Raw genomic sequence first — 19,934 nt, forward strand, 5'->3', positions numbered from 1 at the left:
TCTATTGACCAGGCGGTGTCGGTTCTGCGGGATGTATAATTCCGGCGAACTGGACCTGTTCTCGTTCGCTGCCACGGAAGCAGCGGCCCCAGGACTCTACAGGACGATAGATGTCGAGCGCTCCCCTGACCCGATAGGTGGCGTGGTAGCGGCCGCATGAGGTGATGGCGGTGTGTATTGCGAGCGCGACATTTGCCAGGTCGTCGGGATGGATGCGCTCGAGATAGGCGCACATCTTCTGCCCGCTGATCGCGCTTTCGGCAGGCAAGCCGTAGAGAAGTGCGACCGCGCTGTCGGCGAACATCACATCCGCGCTGACGTTCCAAGTGAAAATTCCTGCCTCCTCGACTTCGAGCGGGCCGAAGGACTGCAGATCAAAAATCATGTACGGTTCCGATCCTTGGAGTTTGCCGAATTGGTACCGCCGCGCCACGGTTTCTGCAACCTGAAGGCGGTCTATCGCTCTATTTCTCACAAGAACTCACAAATGCAACAACGCTCCCCTCTAAGGGAATATTTGGACAGAGCGAAAGCTCGGGAGGGATCGCATCCAAATTTGGCGTCTGACGAGCGTTTGACGCGCGATTTTCCTGCGTTGTCACCTAAGGTCGGCCCCACAGGCTTGCCTTCCCAATGCGCGATGCATGGTTGAATATTACAGAGAGTGTCTGGCGAAAACGCCCCTCAACTCACAGGAACATACTCGCCAATGCGACGGTGCGGGAACACCCTGTCATCGCCGCGGCCAGTCGTCCGACGGCGTTGAGGAGGCTTTAATGAATCCGGACCGTGCACACCTTCCGTCGGAAGTCTTCTCGCGGGGCTTTCACAATCTCCGTCATGGCCAGTTCGACATCACCGTGCTGAGCGACGGCTACATCACGCTTCCGTGGGACATCCTGATGCCGGAAGCGTCATCCGACGAGCGTGGAACGATCCTCGGGCGGCTCGGAGGCGATGCGGACAGCGCGCCCCTTCAGACCAACGTCCCGCTGATCCGCCACGGCGTCGATATCATGCTCGTGGACACGGGCGCGGGATCGAACTTTCAGCCTAGCGATGGACGCCTTGCGGAAAACCTGGCGTTTATTGGCGTTGACTTCGAATCCGTCACCAAGGTGATCTTTACCCACGCTCATCCCGATCATTCGGGCGGGACGACGAGATCCGATGGCTCGCTGATGTTTCCCAACGCCCACTACTACGTCAGTGAGGCCGAATGGTCGTTTTGGACCGATCCCGACTACGAGACGGCGATGCCAAAGCCCCTGCATGAGTTCGCCCGAGGGGCGCAGCGGGATCTGGTCGCCGTTAAGGACAGGCTTACTCTGGTCAAGCCGGGAGACGAGATCGTACCGGGCATGAGTGTGGTGAGCACTCGGGGACATACGCCCGGACACATTTCGCTGGAACTCGCAGGCGATGGAAATCTCCTCATCTCTGGCGATGTCATTCCGAACAACGTCGTTTCCTTCGAGAACCCGAGATGGCACTTCGGCTTCGATACTGAGCCGGACATCGCCCTAAAGAATAGGGCTTCGCTGCTCGACAAGGCGGCAAACGAAAAGCTTCGCATGCTCGGCTACCACTGGACCTATCCGGGCGTTGGCTACGTGGAGCGGGCGGGGACTGCATTCAGGTTCGTGGAGGGCTGACGCCAATGAGTGCACGCAATCACCGAAGCTTCCCCAGAGTGCCTGCGGGCATGTACGGCATAGTGCTCGGCCTCGCCGGACTTGGCGGAGACTGGCGGCTGGCGCACGAACTCTGGGGTTTTCCCGCGATAGTCGGCGAGGCGATCAACGTGGTCGCCATCGCCGTCTGGGTGACGATCAGCGTCTTCTACGCTGCCAAATGGATCTTTGCTAGGGAAGAGGCCCTGGAAGAGGCCGAGCACCCGATCCACTGCTGTTTCATCGGCCTTGCAGGCGTTGCGACGATGCTCGTGGCCCGAGCTGTCCTGCCGTATTCGCATCCAGTGGCTCTCGTCCTCCTGTTCCTCGGTATGGCATTCTCGATTCTCTTCGCCACATGGCGAACCGGGATCATGTGGCGCGGCGGCCGCGACCACGAGGCGACGACGGCCATCCTCTATCTTCCGACCGTGGCGGGATCTCTCGTGTCGGCACTTGTCCTTGGTTCGTTCGGATACACGGGACTCGCGCAGTTGATTTTCGGCGCTGGGATGTTCACCTGGGCAGCTACCGAGTCCGTCCTGCTGCAGCGTCTGCTGACTGCGCCGGAAATGGCTCCAGCACTTCGGCCGACGCTCGGCATCGTTCTGGCTCCGCCTGCGGTCGCGTGTGCCGCCTACTTGAGCATGACGTCCGGCCCGCCTGACCTCTTCGCAAACGGGCTGCTGGGCTACTGCCTTCTGCAAGCGGCGCTTCTCGTTCGCGTCGTGCCTTGGATCATGAAGCAGCCGTTCGCCCCTTCATATTGGGCGGCAACGCTCGGCACTACTGCGTTGGCATCTGCGTCCATGAGAATGGCATCCCGCGGCGGAGACGGCATCGGAGGCCAGCTGGCGCCTTACCTTTTCTTGTTTGCAAACGTCGTTGTCGGGGCAATCGCAATAGGAACGATGGCCCTGCTGATCCAGGGCAGGCTTTTGACCGTCTCGCACCCACGGGCGGCGGAGTGAAGACGACCAAGCCGTCCAAATGTCAGTTGATGCTGCCGTGCGGAAGTCTGAAAAGATGTCTTATCTTGGCTGCCAATGAAACCGGATGGGCCTCCGCACCAGCGTTCCCGTTGGCCCTCAGGTGCTCCTCGGTCTCGACACGCTTCGCCAGGAGCTGGCTGAGTTCCTCGACAAGGGCAGGGCGCTCATGCATGACACTCGCTAGATGGTCCTTCGAAATCTCGTAGACCACCACGAAGGTGAGTGCGCGCATGGTGGCTGGCTCCGGCGCGCCCATGAGAACACCCCGCTCACCGAACAGGTCGCCGGGCGCCAGGCGCGTCAGTTCCTCGCTCCTTCCATCTTCCTCGTCCCGCTCGACCGATACGACACCGCTCCGGACGATCATCAGAGATGTCATCGAAGCGTTCTGCGGAGCTATGACAAGGCCCTTCTTGAAGGTGCAACGCTTCATGGTGTTCGCCACCGTCTCCATCTCGTCTTCGGTGAGAGCCGAGAACAGCGGGATCGATGTCAGCAGGCGCCATGGCGTGCCGGGATGCTTTGAGCTTTCAGCAGGCGACGCCTCTGTCAGTGCGTTCGCCGCGGTCGACAGCTGAATTCCTGCCGCCTTAGCGTGCCTAAAGACGAGGTCGAAGATCTCATTCTTGGCGATCCCAGTCCGGCCGAGGTTAGCGACTTTGAAGGAGAGCTCGACCTCGACCGCGGAACCATCGAGGCCCGTGACTGAGACCGACGGCGCCGGGTATTTGAGGATCGTGTTCGCGCTGAGGAGGACCGTCTTCATCGTCTCCTCGATGACCGCCGGCGACCGTGTCGGCAATGCTCTGATGACGACCTTCGAGCCATGAACGGAGTCGGTGCCAGTAAGGTTCGTCAACGTGGCTTTGGCCAGGGTGCTGTTGGGCACGATCACGAGGTCGTTGGTATCGTTGAGCAGGTGCGTCGACCTCCAGTTCGTCTCGACCACCTGTCCACGGGCGCCTCCCTCGACCTCGATCCAATCCCCGACGGTATATGGCCGACCAAGGTTCAGCGCGATCCCTGAAAAGACGTCATTGAGCGTGCTCTGGAGCGCGAGACCCAGGACGATGGCGAAGACGCCAGACGTCGCTACCAGGGTACGTACCGGAAGATCGAATACGAACGCAATGATCGAAAGAGCCGCGCCGAGGTATATGAAGGCCACGAGCAAATCCTGGATCAGGCGGCCCTCCCGAGGTTTTCGCTCGAAGATCAGGAAGACGCGCACCGAACTCGCGAGCACCATCGCTCCGCCTGCCCACCAGGTGGCTTTGGCGACGCCGATGAACATCTTGTGGGTGAGGTCCTCGTCGCCAGTGACCGTTGTCCATGGAGCGACGTCGTGACCCACGAGCAGGATGGTGAGGATGGCGAAGAAAGCGATGTGGACGATGAAGCGGTGCGTCGGGCGGCCCCGGACAAGCGTTCTCGCTACGACGAGTGCAACGACCAGCGCCGCGAACTGCGTGATCGGATCGAGCAGAAGGCGAAGCACGTCGTCCAGGTTCATAGGGTCACTTCATGTGGTTGGTTTCGATCCGCGCAATTGACAGTGCAAGCGCTGCCCTCGTCAAGAAGGAGACATGACGAGAGAGGGAGGGGCGGCCGAAAGAGGACTGCCCCGTGGAAGCTCAGACCTGAGCCTTGCCGCCGTCGGCGAAGAGTTCGACGCCGTTCACGAAGCTGGAATCGTCGGAAGCCAGAAAAAGCGCTGCTTTTGCGATCTCTTCAGGCTCGCCGACGCGGCCCAGCGGGATCGTGGACGCGAGAGCATCGAGGAAGCCCTGTTGCGCGTTCTTGTCGTCGCCCACGAGTTCCACAAGGCCGGGAGTGCGGGTCGGTCCAGGCGACAGCACATTCACGCGAACGCCCTTGCCCTTGAGGTCGAGCGCCCACGAACGGGCAAGGTTGCGTACTGCTGCCTTCGAGGCGGAGTAGACGGAGAACGCTTCCGTTCCTTCAATACTGGTCGTGGAGCCGATCAGGACGACCGAGGAGCCTTTGTTGAGAAGAGGAAGCGCCTTCTGTACTGTGAAGATCACGGCCTTCACGTTGCGCCCGAAAGTGTCGTCGACCTGCTCTTCGGTGATCTGACCGAGAGGAAGCACGCTCCCGCCGCCCGCGTTGACGACGATGGCGTCGAGACGTCCGTGGTCGGCCTTCACCTGGGCAAACAGGCGGTCGAGGTCTTCCATCTTGGTGGAGTCGGCATTGACGGCGGTAACGCTGCCACCGATGTCAGCGACTGCGGCGTCGAGCTGTTCCTTGCGGCGTCCAGTGATGTAAACGTGGGCGCCCTCGGCGGCGAACAGCTTTGCGGTGGCGAGGCCAATGCCGCTGTTGGCGCCTGTCACGATGGCGACCTTGTTCTCAAGTCTCTTGGTCATGCGTTTCTCCTTATTGGGGACGTGCGAAGGCGTTCAGCCAGAACACGCTCGGGCTGTTGAGGTATGGTGTAGTGGGGAGGAGCTATCTGGGTGCTCTCAACCCTGTGGAATATGTTCGCTGGATGGGAATGTAGCTCGCTCGGGGCTGTTGGGCTTTCGATTAAGTCGGATTGATCTATTCACTTGCGGCACAAACAAACGGGCTTCCGCCTCGTGACGGAAGCCCACGTCGAACTCAGGCGGGGGTGGTCGCCCAGGTCCGCCGTGTTCCGAGATAGGTGCTCGGCCGAACGGGCCCAATGCCCCAAATTTGGTGTATGCAGCTGAGCGATGCGCGGTCGTCTAACGCAATCTCACACCGAGACGGTCCAAATCATGGTAGTGGTGGCAAAGGGTAGGTCATGAGCCATCACGATCGTCACATATGGGACAGGGAGCCCCGTCGGCTGGCGGCCTTCGAGGTCGCGATACGCGACGTCGTGGGGAAGTTCGGGCTGAACTTCTTCCTGGTTTCCGTCTTTCCAGAGGCGGCTCGTGGCGGCCTTCTCGATAACCTGATCACGACCAATTGGCCGGGCGATCTCCTGCAAAGCTATCGGTCGACCGACATGTTCACCCAGAGCAACATCGTCGCAAAGCTGAAGGAAAGCGTGCTCCCGGTCTCGTCGGAGCAATTGCTCTTTGCCCGGGCGGAAAGGGAAGGCGTGGCAAGCCAGATTGGCGGGGTGTTTTATGACGACGGCTTCGCGTGCAATGTGGGAATCTCCCTGCATGACGCCAAGGCGCGGCAATATCTCTTCATGCTTTCGGGATCGAACTGCTCGAATGCAGAGCTCGCCGATCTGGTATACGATTTGATGACCGCCTTGGACGATCTCACGCGCGGCAGCGGCGCGATCAAGCTTCTCTCGCGAAGGGAAATCGAGTTCCTCCGGTGGTCAGCGGCAGGCAAGAGCAGCGACGAGATCGCTATTATCCTCGGTCTGAGCAGCCACACGGTGACGGCATACTTAAAAACTGCCATCAAGAAGCTAGGCGTGACCACCCGCATTCAAGCTGTCGTCGCGGCCTATCGGCTGAAGCTGCTCTGAGCAGCATGCTCGGCAGTGTGCAGCCCTCATGCTTTCTGTGTCTTCCTCGTGGGCTAAATCCGGAAACGGACATTGCATTCCTCGAACACCATCGACGGCCACACCTCGCTCAGGGTGTTCCTTGCTAACGATCCCGCCATTCGATCTCCGCGGCATCGTGTCGTCGGGAAAGCCGACGGCTTTGGCTAGCATGCTCGTGCGTATCGATAAACTGGACTTTCATGCCTGCTCGCGGGATTTCACTGTGCCTCACTACAATTAACTCGCCCTTGAAGCTCGTCGGGCGTAGCAATCTTGGCATTCGACGGCCGACCATGCCCAAGATCAATCAGCTTCGCCGTCAGCTTGGAGGTTCAAATGAACAGATTGATGTTGAGCAGGGCGACCCTTGTCTTGGTGTTCGCGCTCTCCGCGTCCAGCGCCATTCCAACGACATCCTTTGCCGCCAAGAAGTCCGCAGCCGAGCACGAACTCGTCGTGCCGCAGGTCACGTATCATACCGTCGAGATTGACGGCACTAACGTGTTCTATCGCGAGGCTGGGCCAGTCGACGCTCCGGTCGTGCTCCTCCTGCACGGCTTCCCGACGTCGTCGCACATGTTCAGGAATTTGATTCCGATACTTGCTGACAAGTACCATGTAATAGCACCCGACTATCCGGGCTTCGGTCAGAGCGACGCGCCCGACCACACCAAGTTCGACTATACGTTTCAGCATTATGCGGACATTATCGACAGCCTGATGGGCAAGCTGGATGTCAAGCAATACGCGATGTACCTCATGGATTACGGCGCCCCCGTCGGCTATCGGCTCGCGTTGAAGCAACCCGATCGCGTGTCTGCGTTGATTGTCCAGAACGGCAATGCCTACGAGGAAGGCCTCAAGGAATTCTGGGACCCGATCAAGGCATACTGGAAGAACGACACGCCCGAAAACCGCAAAGCTCTGATGGTGCTATTCACGCCTGAAACCACAAAATTCCAGTACACCGATGGGATGAGCGATATAGCGCACATCGACCCCGATAACTGGGTGCACGACCAGGCGCTTCTTGATCGTCCCGGAAACAACGACATCCAGTTGGACCTGTTCCACGACTACGGGACCAATGTCCCCCTGTACCCGAAATTCCAGGAGTTCTTTCGCGAGAAGAAGCCGCCGACCCTTATCGTCTGGGGCAAGAACGACAAGATCTTCCCGGCCGACGGAGCCTCGCCGTATCTACGCGACTTGCCCCATGCCGAGATGCACCTCCTCGACACCGGTCATTTCGCGCTGGAAGACAAGCTGCCCGAGATTGCGCCTCTGATCCACAATTTTCTCGATCGGAAGCTCAGCCGACACTAGCTAAAATGTAGGGCGTCTTCTTAAGTGGAGCAGCGTTTTCGAGAAATCGGACCTTCTATGGCGATGACGCCGATTTGAACCGGCTTCTGTAATCTCTGGGTTTCACTCCAAATCTCTTTTCGAACGCTTCATAAAAGGTTGATAATGAAGCGAATCCAGCATCGAAGGCGATATTTGAAACTGGCGACTCAGTCGCGATAAGCAAAGACTGCGCTGTGTCCAGTCTATGGCGTGTAATAGCTTGATTTATTGTCATGCCTACCGATTTTTTGAAAATCGACATTGCGTAGTTTGGATGAAGCGCCGCTGCGTCGCCCACGTCATTCACACTTATTTTTTTATGACAGTTTTCGGCGATGTAACGTAGCATTTGCTCCACCTTGGGGAGGCGGTCAGCATCATGATGATATGGCAGGGCGAGTGCGGAACCCAGATGGCGTAGATCATGCCAGCCCTCGACAGCGATCCGCTTGATGCGAGCTACGAGTTCGTCTCGAACAATCTGTTCTAGTTCAAGATTGCCGCTGAGTAGCTCGTCGCGCCACCGAAGCAGGACCGGGCGGTCATATGCCGTGACGACTTGCGCTTCGATAAGTCCGCCGGCAAAAATCGCATCGCGGAACTCTTGCCTATTGCCGAGATGGATGAGCGCGGACATCGGTACATAAAGGCAGACAAAACTCGTCGGCTCCTTGATGTCGATCACTTGATGCGGAACCATTCCCCAAAACAGGCAAAGCTGGCCGGCTTTTATTTGCAGCAGCCTACCGTCGAACCAATAAGTTATCGTACCGTCCAACACGAAGTTCAGCTCAACTTGGCTGTGCATGTGGGGGCCGCTCATGGTCCGCACGTCCAAGCGCTCGCCCGCACAAAATCTGTGATCCCCGAAAACAACGAGTGGATGTCGTGACAATCCATCATGAACAGGTACCGACTCGTCCTCTTTTCGAGTGAATGATGATGAAACCATGGGGACCTTAGGATTCCGGAAGTGATCTTCGAAAAGTCGGTAGAAACTTACAGGTTTGCTTGCTCATTTGCAATGAACTCGCGTGGGAGAGAAGCGCGAGCGGCTTGCAGTTCAACACCGGGAGGTAAACCATGAAGAAGTTCTTTGGTCTGGGCGCGGTCGCGCTCAGCTATGCGATGGGCGTTTCCGCGGCATTGTCGGGTGAAATCGTGCTCAACTCGGACCACTCCGATCCCGCGCCCAAGAAAGCAATGGAAGAGCTTATCGCCGACTTTCAGTCCAAACATCCAGACATCAAGGTCAAATGGAACAACTTCGACCACGAAGGATATAAGTCTGCGATCCGCAATTTCCTGACGGCTGATGCCCCGGATGTTGTCGCGTGGTACGCAGGAAATCGTATGGAACCGTTTGTAAAGGCCGGTCTCTTCACCGACGTTTCGGATGTTTGGCAAGCCAACGGGCTTGATGACCAACTGAAGTCAGCCGCATCGGCAATGACGATCGATGGAAAAAAGTGGGGCGTCCCATATACCTATTATCAATGGGGTATTTATTACCGCGCAGACATCTTCAAGGACAAGGGTATTGAGCCCCCGAAGGACTGGAGCGAACTTCTTGCCGCTAGCGAGAAACTCAAAGCCGCCGGCGTGACGCCCTTTGCCATAGGCACAAAAGCCCTATGGCCGGCCGGCGGTTGGTTTGACTATCTCGATCTGCGTGTGAACGGTTACGACTTCCATATGAAGTTGACCTCCGGGCAGGTGCCCTACACGGATCCCAAGGTAAAAGCCGTCTTTGAAAAGTGGTCAGAGCTGGTGAAGCCCGGTTATTTCCTCGAAAATCACGCTGCTCTCGACTGGCAGGACGCGATCCCGCAGTTCGTGCAGGGCAAGGCTGCAATGTACCTGATGGGTAACTTCGCAGTGGCTCCAATGAAGGACGGTGGCCTTAAGGAGGATCAAATTGGCTTCCTTCAGTTCCCGACCATCACGGAAGGTCTCCCGGCGGCCGAAGAAGCGCCTACGGACACCTTCCATATTCCGGCGGCTGCGAAAAACAAAGAGGACGCGAAAACCTTCCTTGCGTATCTCGCTACGCCGGAGGCCCAGGCTAAAATGAACGTTACACTTGGCCAACTTCCCGTGAACAACAAGTCACCTCAGCCCGAAGACAAGTTCCTCAAGGCAGGCTTCCAAATGCTATCCGCAGCACAGGGACTTGCGCAGTTCTACGATCGTGACGCGCCAGCAGAGATGGCAAAAGCGGGAATGGAAGGTTTCCAGCAGTTTATGGTTAAGCCAGAGAAGCTCGACGCTATCCTTGCACGCCTGGAGAAAGTCCGGGCTCGCGCCTACAAGTAATAGGAAGGCTGCCGGGTTGGGGTCCGGCAGCCGCACTTCTCAATAAGGACTGTATCGAGATGGGTAGATCGTCTATCAATCAGCAGACGTTTTGGCAGCGAAATCAGCGCGTAATGGCTCCATGGCTGTTTCTTGCTCCCGGTCTGTTGATGTTCGCCATTTATGTAATCATTCCCATCTTTCAGTCAGTCTGGATCAGCTTCTATGATTGGGACGGTCTCGGTCAGAAGACTTGGATCGGTATTGCAAACTATGTGGAGCTTGCCTCAGACGAGGCTTTTTATACCTCGCTAACGAACAACCTCATTTGGCTCGTCCTATATCTTCTTGCCGTGCCAGCAGGGTTAGCCGCGGCAATGTTCCTTAATCAAACCGTAGCTGGAATTAGGATCTACAAGTCTCTATTTTTCTTTCCTTTTGTTATTAGTCAGGTTGTCGTCGGCCTAATCTTCACGTGGTTTTACGCTCCCGACTTCGGACTGCTGTCGGCGCTTATCAAGGCGCTCACGGGCACCGAGGTTGCAATCCTGGCGGATGAGAGGTTCGTAACTTACGGCATCATCGCAGCCGGGCTTTGGCCACAGATCGCCTATTGTATGATCCTTTATCTCACTGGCTTGAACAACATTAACCCCGATCAAATCGAAGCTGGCCGTATGGACAACGCCTCCGGGTGGAGCCTGTTCTGGTTTATCGTCTTGCCTCAGCTGCGACCTGCAACCTTCATCGCAATAGTTGTGACAGTAATCGGTGCTCTGCGCTCCTTCGATCTCGTCTCCGTCATGACGGCGGGCGGGCCCTATGGTTCCAGCCGCGTTCTCTCGTTTTACATGTATGAACAAGCGCTTTCCGAGTACGGGTTCCGGATGGGATACGGCGCGGCAATTGCAGTCGTTCTTTTCCTTATAATGATGGTGTTCATCACGTTCTTTATCATTCGAATGCTGCGCCAAGAGAGGAACGCCTGATGTTTCCGACACCTGTACAAAAGGCCGGGCGAGGGGCGTCCATCGCTTACCAAGTAGTTCTTCCAATTGCACTGTTGGTGTGGCTTTTACCTCTGATTGGGGTCGCCCTGACGTCCATACGGCCTTCGGGAGATCTTGCTGCGGGCAACTACTTCGGTCTGCCATCAGGATTTGCCGGGCTTGAAAATTACTCAGCTGTTTTCATCAATTCGCCAATAGGGCACTACATCCTCAACTCGTTCAAGATGACAATTCCAACGGTTATCGCGGCAGTTGGGCTGTCTTGTCTGTGTGGATTTGCTCTCGCGATCTACAAATTCAAAGGAGGCCTTTTACTTTTCTTTGTTTTTGTGGCCGGCAACTTCATACCGTTCCAAATCTTGATGGTCCCTGTGCGTGACCTGACTTTGAGACTGGGATTGTATGACACTATCACCGGATTGGTGTTGTTTCATGTGGCGTTTCAAACCGGCTTCTGTACGCTTTTCATGCGTAACTTTATCAAGGGACTGCCCTTTGCTCTAATCGAATCTGCCAGGGTGGATGGGGTTTCGGAGTTCAGGATATTCATACATATCGTCCTTCCCTTGATGCGGCCGGCCATCGCAGCTCTCTCCGTTTTGATCTTCACATTTGTTTGGAACGACTATTTTTGGGCTACCGTGCTTATACAGGGTGACGGCGCAATGCCAGTCACCGCCGGGCTTAGCAGCCTTAACGGCCAGTGGGTTGCCGCGTGGCATTTGGTATCTGCTGGATCGATCGTAGCCGCACTGCCGCCTGTTCTTATGTTCTTCTTTATGCAGCGCCATTTCATCGCTGGTCTAACACTCGGAGCGACAAAGGGATGACGAATGTCCATACGATCGAATGCGGGCAGGTTTCACTCGTTATCCGACTACCCGAATTTGGTATGCCCGAGATTATCCATCTTGGCCCGGTAGCCGAAGAAATCTCGGCAGTCACCGTTCATCGCGCGAGCCGGGTTAATGGCATGGATATTTCCGTGCCATCTGCTGTCCTTCTGCCAGTAACCGGGATGGGATTCTTCGGATGGCCGGCGATATCGGGACATAGAGGCGGCAAAGATTTTACCCTGCAATTCCAAAATTGGCGAATTGCGCGCGACGGGAACGCCCACAGGCTAAACGCCATCGATGCTGTCGCAGGCATAGAGATCTCAATTCTCGTAACCGCTTCACAATGTAGCGTACTAACGACATCTACCGAGTTAACCAACAGAGGCAACTCTTCCTACACGCTTGATCGATGCATGGCCGGCAGTTTTCTGGTTTCAGAGGGACCAGGGACGATCACCAGTCTCACAGGAATGTGGGGAAGGGAATTTCAGAAGCGACAAGCTCACCTCAATCCAGGTATTTGGCTGCAGGAAAACCGACGGGGGCGGACGTCCCATGATCGATACCCTACCATCGCGACAAGGGTTGGAAGCGAGGAATTCGTGTTTCACCTTGGCTGGAGTGGAAACCACGTGATCGCGGTGGACACTTTGGATGATGGACGACGGCTGGTCCATCTCGGCGAACTCTTTGAGCCTGGCGAGATTCAATTGGGGCCCGGTGAGAGCTACGTCAGTCCGACTGCCTACGCCGCCAAGAGATCCGAGGATTTGCATTCGTTCGTCAGAACGGAGCTCATAACCTGGCCGGGCGGGGCAATGTCCGAGAGACCAGTGACCCTCAACACGTGGGAAGGAAACTACTTCGATCACAAGATTGCCTCTCTCAGATCGCAGGCGGATGCCGCGGCGGAGCTAGGAATTGAACGGTTCGTTCTCGATGACGGTTGGTTTGGTCAACGAGACGACGACACGACGAGCTTGGGCGACTGGATCGTCGATCGGCGCAAATACCCGTCAGGCCTACGGGAATTGGCTAATCACGTAACCAATCTCGGAATGCAATTTGGAATTTGGTTCGAACCGGAGATGGTCAACCCCGTTTCGACACTCTACCGCGAACATCCAGATTGGGTACTTCACGTTGAAGGACGTCCGCTCCTGTTGTCTAGAAATCAGCTCGTCCTGGATTTGACACGGTCCGAGGTGAGCGAATACCTGTTCCTGACGATGTCGCGTCTCCTTGCAGAACAGCCAATATCCTACATTAAATGGGATATGAACCGCGACTTGACGCATGTCGGCGGCACCGATGGCCGACCTCGGACGTCTGCGCAAACCCACGCTGTCTATCGTCTGATGGATCGCATCCGATCTTCTTTCCCCCGCGTAGAGATCGAGAGCTGCGCATCTGGTGGCGGCAGGATCGACTTCGGCGTACTGGGCAGGGCGCAGCGCGTCTGGACTTCCGACTGCACGGACGCCGTTGACCGTCTCGAAATACAGCGCGGCGCATCTTTACTTTTACCGCCCGAAGTTCTTGGCGCGCACATTTCAGCGTCGCCAAATCATCAGACAGGCAGAATCCTTAGTCTTTCGTTCCGAGCTCTTGTGGCGCTCGGCTACCATCTTGGTGTCGAATTGAACCCACTTGAATTGACCGCGGAAGAGAAGAATGAACTCAAGTCTTGGATATCCCTACATAAGCGCTTAAGGCCGCTACTCCACGGATCAGATGGGGCTAGCAATTTCAGGCAGGAGCCGCTCGATGGGCGTTACGTTTGGGGCGCTACCCGACCGGATTTGGCAGTCGCATTTGTAGCCCAAGGCCCGCAGATGATTAGCGAACAACCACCACCGGTCAAGTTGGCCTTGCAAGGTCCTGCCGGGCGTCTGTGGCGCATTGCGCGGGTCCATCCTCTAACGCCGGAGTTTGTGCGCACTTCTCAAAGTCAGGACGATATGCTCGGAGGAAAAGTTGCGTTCACTGCTGCAACGATAGCTTCCGTCGGCCTCCATTTACCGATGCTAAGACCCGAAAGCGCAATGCTTTTGGAATTTGAAGCTTTAGAGGATTAAAATATGGGCAACGTGACCCTTCAGGGCGTAACAAAGGCTTTCGGTGCTGCGCAAGTGATCAAAGGTGTGAACCTCACCATCGAGGATGGAGAGTTTTGCGTCTTTGTAGGACCCTCAGGCTGCGGGAAGTCAACTCTCCTAAGGATGATTGCCGGGCTCGAGGACATATCCTCCGGCGAACTCAAGATTGACGGGTCGGACATGACGCGGGTCGGATCGGCGCAACGCGGAGTCGCAATGGTCTTTCAGTCATATGCGTTGTACCCCCATATGACCGTAGCTGAGAACATTGGATTTGGTTTGAGAATGACGGGCCACTCCAAGCCCGAAATCAGCACTCGAACACAAGCTGCGGCGGATATGCTCCAACTCTCGAGTTTGCTTGACCGCAAGCCTTCGCAACTCTCTGGTGGCCAGCGGCAGAGAGTGGCGATCGGGAGAGCGATAGTGCGAAACCCGCGAGTCTTCCTTTTTGACGAACCACTTTCAAATTTGGACGCATCGCTTCGTGTACAGATGAGAACTGAGATCAGCCGGCTCCACCAAGACTTGAGAAGCACTATGATCTACGTCACACATGACCAGGTGGAAGCCATGACAATGGCGGATAAAATCGTGGTTTTGCAAAACGGGTTAATCGAGCAGGTAGGTTCGCCCTTGGACCTCTACCACCGGCCGAGAAACGTATTTGTCGCTGGTTTCATCGGTTCACCGAAGATGAACTTCATTCGTGCAGATGCCACATTCTCCCCGGACGCAACCATTGTTTCGCTTCCAGGAGGGGCGCAGGTTGCGCTCCCTGCGACGGAACGCCCAACCGGCAGAGCACCGGTAACTTTGGGGATTCGACCGGAGCACCTCAATCAGCAGGGCGAACCAGCGGCATTGTTGAAGGGCCGCATCGTTTTAGCCGAGCACCTTGGTTCGGAAACGATGCTCTATGCTGAACTTGCGAACGGCTCGTCAGTCGCGGTCAAGTCCGATGGTCTGAACGATGCAAAGGCTGGGGACAATATCGATCTCAAATTGACGGCTTCAGCTTGTCATCTTTTCGATGACGAAGGCGTGGCCATTCTGAATGGAGACCTGAGGAAATAATGCTTGGCGTATGCTATTATCCGGAGCACTGGCCCGAAAGCTGGTGGAACACCGACGCTTGCAGGATGAAGGCCTTGGGCATCTCCTTCGTCCGTATCGGAGAATTCGCATGGTCGCGGCTGGAGCCTCGTCGCGGCGAGTTCAAATTCGACTGGATGGAGCGCGCGATCGATACGCTTGCTTCGCACGGTCTCAAAGTGGTGCTTGGAACTCCGACGGCCACGCCGCCGAAATGGCTTATGGACGAATGCCCGGAAATCTCGCCCATCGATGAACAGGGCAAGGTTCGAGGTTTCGGATCTCGACGTCACTACACTTTCTCGTCGCAGCGTTGGTGGGAGGAATCCAGGCGCATCGTCGAAGCGGTCACTTCCCGTTTTGGATCTCACCCCGCTGTGGTCGGCTGGCAAACTGATAACGAGTACGGCTGTCACGACACGATACTTTCCTGGGGAGCTGAGGATCTAAAGGCGTTTCGCAAGTGGCTCCGTTTGCGCTACCAGTCTACTGAACAACTGAACGAAGCCTGGGGCTCGGTGTTCTGGTCGATGGAAATCCAGAACTTCGAAGATGTTTCACTGCCAAACCTGACTGTGACGGAGGCTAATCCCGCAGCCAGAATGGACTTTTGGCGCTTCCACTCTGATCAAGTCGCGGCATACGACAGTATGCAATGCGAAATCATCCGCAAGAATTCTCCAGGACGTTGGATTACGCACAATTTCATGGGGTTCGTAAACGACTTCGATCATTGGAAAGTCGGGGACAATCTCGATCTCGCGTCATGGGATTCTTATCCAATCGGTTTCGTTGAAAAGTTCCCGTTCAGTGACGCGGAGCGGACACGCTGGGCTGAGACATCTCACCCCGATATTGCCGCGTTCCACCATGACCTGTACCGTGGGGTCGGAAGAGGCAGGTTTTGGATCATGGAGCAACAACCCGGTCCGGTGAATTGGGCTCCCTGGAACCCCATTCCTAAGCCCGGCATGGTGCGACTGTGGACTTGGGAAGGGCTTGCTCACGGAGCGGAAGTCGTAAGCTATTTCCGCTGGCGGCAAGCCCCTTTTGCTCAGGAGCAGATGCATGCGGGGCTGAATTTACCAGGACTGCACGATTTGTCAGCGGGCGGCACTGAAGCAGAGAAGGCAGCACAGGAAATAGCGGTGGTTGGGCCCTTGGGACAGGTGGCCAAGGCTCCCGTTGCAATCGTTTATGACTACGAAACCTATTTTGGAAGCGTCATACAACCGCAGGGGAAAGATTTCCGCTTTGAGGAACTGGCTTTTAGGTGGTACGAGGCGGTGCGCCGGCTTGGGCTGGACGTTGACTTTGTGCGGCCGGGTGAAAGTCTAGTAGGTTACAAGATTGTCCTGGTCCCTTGCCTCATGCATGTCTCAGACGCGGCGGAGTCCGCATTCGACAATGCTGATGGGCAAGTTCTCTTTGGGCCGAGGTCCGGATCTCGTACACGAGAATTCAAGATTCCTGCGAATCTGCCCCCTGGTCCACTCGCAAGTCTAGTCGGGGCAGCAGTGTTGCAAGTCTCGTCCCTGCGGCCTGGTCTGACTTACAACGTCGAAGGGTCGGCGAGCGGCTCCGCCCAGCGGTGGAAAGAGCAACTCGCATGCTCTCCTGACACTGAAGTCCTTTCCAGGTTTTCTGACGGTGACGCTGCGCTTACAAGGAATGGAAATTACCACTATCTTTCCTGCTGGCCTGACGAACAACTCTTGTCTGAGGTCGTGCTTCTCTTGGCAGGAAAAGCAAACGTGCAAACGTTTGAACTACCAGAGTCTATCAGGATGAGGCGTCGGGGAGAGGTGACGTTCGCTTTTAACTATGGCTCGGAGACGTGGAATCTTCCCTTCGAAGGTGAGTTCATCCTTGGAGGAAAGGCCGTGCTGCCTCAATCGCTGGCGGCGTATCGCTGAGTCTTAGAGCTGCGCAATCGATGGCGGATTGTGCGGCTCGTATGTCGTTCAACGGTAGCGGGACTACTCACTAACTCCACGATCGGCCAATGCCATGTCAATTATGGAGAGGTAAAGGTTTCTCACGGTCGGCGACGTTTCCCGACGCTATCGGTGGAAACGGCGCTAGCACCGAGCCGAGCTTTTCCTGCGGCTCCAGAAAAGAGCAAGTTTTGGTATGGGCTTTGCGGGTTAACGTGGAATGTGTCGACCAAATAAATCGCTTATCTGTCGGTGTTGCGCTGCCCTCCGTCCGCAGCCTTAACAGCACGAATACGTGAGTGATCCGAGCCAGCTGTGCGCACGTAGCAATTCGCCAGTCGCGCAATTAGGAGCGGTCAATGCCCAGACCTAAGTCAGCACAAGCCGTCGACCTAGAGGTCGGAGGAAAAATTCGAGAGCGTCGTAGGGCTCTGGGAATGTCTCAGTTTTCTCTGGCGGAGATAGTGGGAATAGCTTCCAAACAGATTCAGAAATACGAACAGGGGGTCAGCCAAATAGGGAGCGGTCGACTGTCTGAGATTGCTGCTGCCCTCAATGTACCGATTTCGTATTTCTTTCCGGAACCTAGCACACGCAGAGATTTCAACGGTATTGAGTTTGTTAGTGGTATCAATTCGAAAGAGGGGATGGAACTCAATATCGCTTTTTCGAAAATCCCAAGCCAAAAGACGAGGTCCGCAATTATCGAGCTTTTGCGAGCATACATCGTGCGTTCGACGCCTCGTCCAGTTGCAAGGCACATGTCCGATCGCGTCAACGCGAATGTGCCCCGTGCAACCGTCAACGTTCCCGACGGGGTTGAACCCGGTGAACAAAACGCTGGTGCGCAACGGCAATGAGATGATGTCGGTTTCTCAGACCCAAGTCGGAAACCCTCGGCGGGGCACGGGCGGCTTGGTGACAAACGTTTCCCCTTGCCGGAGGCCGTGGCCACCGGTGGACGGGAAGCCCGGTCCTTTAGGGCCGGGAGTGTACCCCTAACCTTGAGCGGCGTCTTGTTTGGGCGGCGGCTTGCCAATCAAACGTGAGGGTGTCGTCGCCGGAGGCATCGGACCGTAGGGGCACAGGACTTCGAGGACGTGGCGTGTGCTCAAGCGGCGTTGAACAAGGAGTAGGTGAGGCCTGCTATGCGCAGACCATCCTCATAATCGTTTCGACGTTGAAAGCGACTCGTTGATCGAGCGCGTCCTTGTCCATCAGGTCCCGTTCGTAGATGATGGACCCGGTGAAGCGGTTGGTGAGGTAGTAGTATCCGATCGCAGCGATGGTTATGTTGAGCTGCACTGGATCGATGCCCTTGCGGAATACTCCGGCTTCGACGCCGCGATCGAGGATTCCGGTTACGAGGCTGACGAGCTTGCGGTTGGTAGCCTTGATGACTTGCGAGCCTTTCAGGTGCTTTGCGCGATGGAGGTTGGCGCTGTTGACTAGGGTGATAAACTCCGGGTGCTTAAGGTAGTAGCCCCAGGTGAACCTGACGAAAGTTTCGAGGGCTTCCTTGGGATCCAGAGCCTCGAGGTTGAGTTTCTGCTCCGCGGTTCGGATATCGACATAAGCCTGCTCCAGAACCATCTGAAAGAGCTTATCCTTGCTCTCGAAGTAATGGTACAACATGCGCTTGTTGTTGAGCGATCGCTCCGCGATCACATCAACTCGTGCTCCGGCGAGGCCGTTGCGGGCGAATTCCTTTTTGGCGGCCTCCAGAATGCGCGCTTTTGTCGCTTCCGCGTCCCGCGGGGGTTTGACCGTCTTTGCTGTTTTCATTTTCGTATCCAATGCTTCGTCTCCGAGAGAATGATGCAACCAGACGTCAATATACACGAACCAGTTGGTGCATAAAAGTAGACGGGCGTCAACAGTTTGGACTTGACGAACACCCCCACTACCAAGTAACTGGTTAGTGCGTTTCGAGGAAAAGCTTCGATGGCCAGCGTCTCGAGAACGGCGCGCCGGCGGCTTCTCAACGACGTATTTTTGACCGTAACGGGAGGAAAGTCATGTCGACCTTTATCAAGGACTTCATCGAACGCGAGATGGTCTCGCGCCGCAATTTCATGCTCGCTTCCGCAGTTGGGGCCGGGGCACTTATGGTGCCCGGTCTTGGTGGTGCCGCCCGCGCCGCAATCAGCGACCCGGCGATCGGCTGGAGCTACCGTGACCGCGCGAACGCTTATTGGAACGCTATCGTCTCCGGCGGCGAAGCGTTCGTCGAATCCATCGGAAAGCAGAAGGGCGATCTTGTGAGCCTGATCAACGAAGGTTCGTCAGAAAAGTCACTCGCGGATATCAAGGCGTTCCTCGCCAAGAACAACGGCAAATGCGCTATCGCTTGCGACGCCAACGACAGCCCCAATGCACGTCCCGTCGTCGAGGCCGTCAAGGCGGCCGGTGGTTACATTTCGACGATCTGGAATAAGACAGACGACCTGCATCCTTGGGATTTCGGCGACAACTACGTGAGCCACATGACATGGTCCGACATCGAGCCGGCGTCCCAGACGGCGAAGATCCTCTTTGAAGCGATTGGAGGCGAAGGTGGCGTCGTCCACCTCGGCGGCATCGCGGCGAACAATCCTGCCATCGAGCGTTTGGCTGGCCTCAAGAAAGCGGCTGCGGAATACCCGAAGATCGAGATCCTCGACGCGCAGCCGGCCGACTGGGACACCCAGAAGGCGGCCGCACTCATGTCGTCCTTCCTGACCCGCTACGGCGACAAGATCAAGGGCGTGCATTGCGCGAATGACAACATCGCCTACGGCGTCATCGAGGCGCTGCGTGCCGAGGGTATCGACGACATGCCGATCGTTTCCTACGATGGCAATCCGGACGCCGTGAAGCTCGTCATGGAAGGGAAACTGCTCGCGACGGTGTTCACCAATCCTCATTGGGGTGGTGGCATTTCCGCCGCGCTCGCATACTACGCTGCCACCGGCGCGTTCAAGCCGTCGGAAGAGCCTAAGGAACATCGCGAGTTCTACGGCCCGACGATCCTGATCACCCAGAAGGACGCTGCCGACTTCAAGACAAAGTACATGGACCAGACGCCGAAATACGACTGGAAAGACTTCTGGACCCCGACCAAGGGGCAGATCAAGTACAGCGGCTGATAAGGGTTGGCTGCGCG

Annotated in this window: 17 protein-coding genes; 12 read left to right on the forward strand and 5 right to left on the reverse strand. The window is 56.4% G+C overall.

From position 1 onward, the window contains the following. Nucleotide 1 precedes the first annotated feature (1 nt). Entirely contained in the window at nt 2-385 is a 384-nt protein-coding gene (locus tag FHT76_RS35825) for a PAS domain-containing protein (RefSeq protein ID WP_183758915.1), read from the reverse strand. 391 nt (nt 386-776) lie between these two features. On the opposite strand from FHT76_RS35825, the gene FHT76_RS35830 reads away from it, so the two are divergent. Both FHT76_RS35830 and tehA read left to right on the forward strand, forming a co-directional pair. Further along, nucleotides 777-1,655 (forward strand): MBL fold metallo-hydrolase, encoded by an 879-nt coding sequence (locus FHT76_RS35830; protein ID WP_259186418.1) that lies wholly within the window; start codon nt 777-779, stop codon nt 1,653-1,655. Between the two features lie 5 nt (nt 1,656-1,660). Continuing rightward, nucleotides 1,661-2,644: a dicarboxylate transporter/tellurite-resistance protein TehA gene (gene tehA, locus FHT76_RS35835; RefSeq protein WP_259186419.1), complete on the forward strand. Its 984-nt coding sequence runs from the start codon at nt 1,661-1,663 to the stop codon at nt 2,642-2,644. Between the two features lie 22 nt (nt 2,645-2,666). Here tehA and FHT76_RS35840 read toward each other — a convergent pair whose 3' ends face one another. Both FHT76_RS35840 and FHT76_RS35845 read right to left on the reverse strand, forming a co-directional pair. Then, a complete protein-coding gene (locus FHT76_RS35840) occupies nt 2,667-4,178 on the reverse strand; it encodes a cyclic nucleotide-binding domain-containing protein (RefSeq protein WP_259186420.1) in 1,512 nt (503 codons plus the stop codon). Nucleotides 4,179-4,299: 121 nt separating this feature from the next. Beyond that, nucleotides 4,300-5,055 (reverse strand): SDR family NAD(P)-dependent oxidoreductase, encoded by a 756-nt coding sequence (locus tag FHT76_RS35845; RefSeq protein ID WP_183758921.1) that lies wholly within the window; start codon nt 5,053-5,055, stop codon nt 4,300-4,302. Nucleotides 5,056-5,456: 401 nt separating this feature from the next. On the opposite strand from FHT76_RS35845, the gene FHT76_RS41325 reads away from it, so the two are divergent. Together FHT76_RS41325 and FHT76_RS35855 are read left to right on the forward strand one after the other, a co-directional pair. Beyond that, entirely contained in the window at nt 5,457-6,146 is a 690-nt protein-coding gene (locus FHT76_RS41325; protein ID WP_310503303.1) for a helix-turn-helix transcriptional regulator, read from the forward strand. A 357-nt stretch (nt 6,147-6,503) separates the two neighbouring features. Beyond that, entirely contained in the window at nt 6,504-7,493 is a 990-nt protein-coding gene (locus FHT76_RS35855) for an alpha/beta fold hydrolase (protein WP_259186421.1), read from the forward strand. 55 nt (nt 7,494-7,548) lie between these two features. On the opposite strand, the gene FHT76_RS35860 is transcribed toward FHT76_RS35855, so the two are convergent. Next, the gene (locus FHT76_RS35860) at nt 7,549-8,466 is read right to left on the reverse strand and encodes a helix-turn-helix domain-containing protein (protein ID WP_183758927.1); all 918 of its coding nucleotides are present in this window, start codon (nt 8,464-8,466) and stop codon (nt 7,549-7,551) included. Nucleotides 8,467-8,597: 131 nt separating this feature from the next. Here FHT76_RS35860 and FHT76_RS35865 point away from each other — a divergent pair, with 131 nt between their 5' ends. From FHT76_RS35865 to FHT76_RS35895, 7 genes are all read left to right on the forward strand, one after another. Beyond that, complete coding sequence (locus FHT76_RS35865; RefSeq protein WP_183758929.1) at nt 8,598-9,830, forward strand: ABC transporter substrate-binding protein; 1,233 nt, start codon at nt 8,598-8,600, stop codon at nt 9,828-9,830. A gap of 59 nt (nt 9,831-9,889) precedes the next feature. Continuing rightward, nucleotides 9,890-10,798, forward strand: a complete 909-nt coding sequence (locus tag FHT76_RS35870) for a carbohydrate ABC transporter permease (protein ID WP_259186422.1) — start codon at nt 9,890-9,892, stop codon at nt 10,796-10,798. Further along, nucleotides 10,798-11,649, forward strand: a complete 852-nt coding sequence (locus FHT76_RS35875) for a carbohydrate ABC transporter permease (RefSeq protein ID WP_259186423.1) — start codon at nt 10,798-10,800, stop codon at nt 11,647-11,649. Before FHT76_RS35870 ends, FHT76_RS35875 begins: the two co-directional genes overlap by 1 nt. After that, nucleotides 11,646-13,736: an alpha-galactosidase gene (locus tag FHT76_RS35880; protein WP_259186424.1), complete on the forward strand. Its 2,091-nt coding sequence runs from the start codon at nt 11,646-11,648 to the stop codon at nt 13,734-13,736. Before FHT76_RS35875 ends, FHT76_RS35880 begins: the two co-directional genes overlap by 4 nt. 3 nt (nt 13,737-13,739) lie before the next feature. Beyond that, nucleotides 13,740-14,834, forward strand: coding sequence for an ABC transporter ATP-binding protein (locus tag FHT76_RS35885; RefSeq protein WP_259186426.1), 1,095 nt, complete (start codon nt 13,740-13,742; stop codon nt 14,832-14,834). Next, complete coding sequence (locus FHT76_RS35890) at nt 14,834-16,768, forward strand: beta-galactosidase (RefSeq protein WP_259186428.1); 1,935 nt, start codon at nt 14,834-14,836, stop codon at nt 16,766-16,768. Before FHT76_RS35885 ends, FHT76_RS35890 begins: the two co-directional genes overlap by 1 nt. Before the next feature lie 380 nt (nt 16,769-17,148). After that, on the forward strand, nt 17,149-17,649 hold the full coding sequence (locus FHT76_RS35895; protein ID WP_183758941.1) for a helix-turn-helix domain-containing protein: 501 nt from the start codon (nt 17,149-17,151) through the stop codon (nt 17,647-17,649). A 286-nt stretch (nt 17,650-17,935) separates the two neighbouring features. Here FHT76_RS35895 and FHT76_RS35900 read toward each other — a convergent pair whose 3' ends face one another. Further along, a complete protein-coding gene (locus tag FHT76_RS35900; protein WP_259131987.1) occupies nt 17,936-18,574 on the reverse strand; it encodes a TetR/AcrR family transcriptional regulator in 639 nt (212 codons plus the stop codon). A 233-nt stretch (nt 18,575-18,807) separates the two neighbouring features. On the opposite strand from FHT76_RS35900, the gene FHT76_RS35905 reads away from it, so the two are divergent. Further along, complete coding sequence (locus tag FHT76_RS35905) at nt 18,808-19,917, forward strand: sugar ABC transporter substrate-binding protein (protein ID WP_183864799.1); 1,110 nt, start codon at nt 18,808-18,810, stop codon at nt 19,915-19,917. Nucleotides 19,918-19,934: the final 17 nt, after the last annotated feature.

Source organism: Rhizobium sp. BK176 (genome assembly GCF_024808055.1).